The following is a 450-nucleotide window of genomic DNA, read 5'->3' on the forward strand; positions in this document are numbered from 1 at the left end:
CCGGTGGCAGGCTCTTGCGTCCTTCCCCTGCCACCAGCGCCGGCCCCGCCTCGCCACAACGCCTTGTGGTGTATCCGCGACGGAACGGGAACAAGGATACGGGTGCGGAGAAAAAGGGGGAAAGCAGCGGTGAGATTTTTTTGAGGGTGGGCGCGTTTTTCTTATAAGGAGCTGATTTTGCAGGGAGATAATATTCGGAGAGTGCCACGAACACGACCCCCTCACCGGCAATTTCTAGCACTTAGCTGCGCTAAGAGCTGAAATTGCTTCCTCTCCCACCAGGGTAGAGGGGGTATTACGAGCTTTGGTGACAGCGGGCGGTGGGCCGTGAATGGATCCTCGGGTCAAGTGTAAAGCCCGGAGACATGCCTGACAGGTGTTCATAGACATGCCTGACAGTCATTGTCGTTTGTTGAGGTCGATAAGCGCGACCTGGTTGGCTGCGAAGAA

Annotated in this window: 1 protein-coding gene; it reads right to left on the minus strand. The window is 56.4% G+C overall.

The features are described from left to right. A partial coding sequence (locus J5J09_RS22560; RefSeq protein ID WP_208554513.1) for a hypothetical protein occupies nucleotides 1-208 on the minus strand: 208 nt, incomplete at its 3' end. Between the last annotated feature and the right edge of the window lie 242 nt (nucleotides 209-450).

The organism is Ciceribacter sp. L1K22 (genome assembly GCF_017599385.1).
GTDB lineage: Bacteria > Pseudomonadota > Alphaproteobacteria > Rhizobiales > Rhizobiaceae > Allorhizobium.